The sequence below is a fragment of the Rothia nasimurium genome, assembly GCF_928392795.1.
GTDB classification, from domain to species: domain Bacteria; phylum Actinomycetota; class Actinomycetes; order Actinomycetales; family Micrococcaceae; genus Rothia; species Rothia nasimurium_F.
In genome coordinates this window covers 1-881 of sequence record NZ_CAKMTJ010000023.1, presented here as the reverse complement: position 1 = coordinate 881, position 881 = coordinate 1, and the positions used below count along the sequence as shown (strand labels likewise).

Sequence of the window (881 nt, the reverse complement as noted above, 5' to 3'; positions counted from 1 at the left end):
CGGCTCTGTTGCAAAGATTGGCGGCAGTCAGAGGTAGGCTGTCGCTCTGCGCCGATCAGGCGGCTGCTGCGAAATGGTGGTTGAGCATGCCCATGGCCTCCGTCAGCGCCGAGGGCCCAATGCCAAAAGCTCTCTCCACAAGGCGCACCTCGCCCCTGATGCCGGGCTGCAGGCACCAGGGGCGAGCCTGTCCTTTGCGCAGGGCTCGCATGACTTCGAATCCCTTGATCGTGGCATAGGCCGTGGGGATCGATTTGAAACCGCGCACCGGCTTGATCAGTATCTTGAGCTTTCCGTGATCGGCCTCGATCACGTTATTGAGATACTTCACCTGCCGGTGGGCCGTCTCCCGGTCCAGCTTTCCTTCGCGCTTCAATTCGGTGATCGCTGCACCATAGCTCGGCGCTTTGTCGGTATTGAGCGTGGCAGGCTTTTCCCAGTGCTTCAGGCCTCGCAGGGCCTTGCCCAGGAACCGCTTCGCTGCCTTGGCGCTGCGGGTCGGCGACAGGTAGAAATCGATCGTGTCGCCCCGCTTGTCGACTGCCCGGTACAGGTAGGTCCACTTGCCCCGCACCTTGACGTAGGTTTCATCCAGGCGCCAGCTCGGATCAAAGCCACGCCGCCAGAACCAGCGCAGCCGCTTCTCCATCTCCGGGGCGTAGCACTGGACCCAGCGATAGATCGTCGTATGGTCGACCGAAATGCCGCGTTCCGCCAGCATTTCCTCAAGGTCGCGATAGCTGATCGGATAGCGACAATACCAGCGCACCGCCCACAGGATCACATCACCCTGGAAATGGCGCCACTTGAAATCCGTCATCGTTCCGTCCGTCCAATCTCCGCCAAGCATGCTCAAGCTTCACGATTTTTGCAACAGAGCC

At 60.6% G+C, this 881-nt stretch carries 1 protein-coding gene; it reads right to left on the bottom strand.

Features of this window, described 5'->3' with window-relative positions; all coding sequences use genetic code 11:
- Positions 1 to 55: 55 nt before the first annotated feature.
- Positions 56 to 820 carry an IS6-like element IS6100 family transposase gene (locus L6963_RS11680; RefSeq protein ID WP_001389365.1) on the bottom strand — a complete coding sequence of 255 codons (765 nt, stop codon included), beginning with the start codon at positions 818 to 820 and terminating at the stop codon, positions 56 to 58.
- Positions 821 to 881 lie beyond the last annotated feature (61 nt).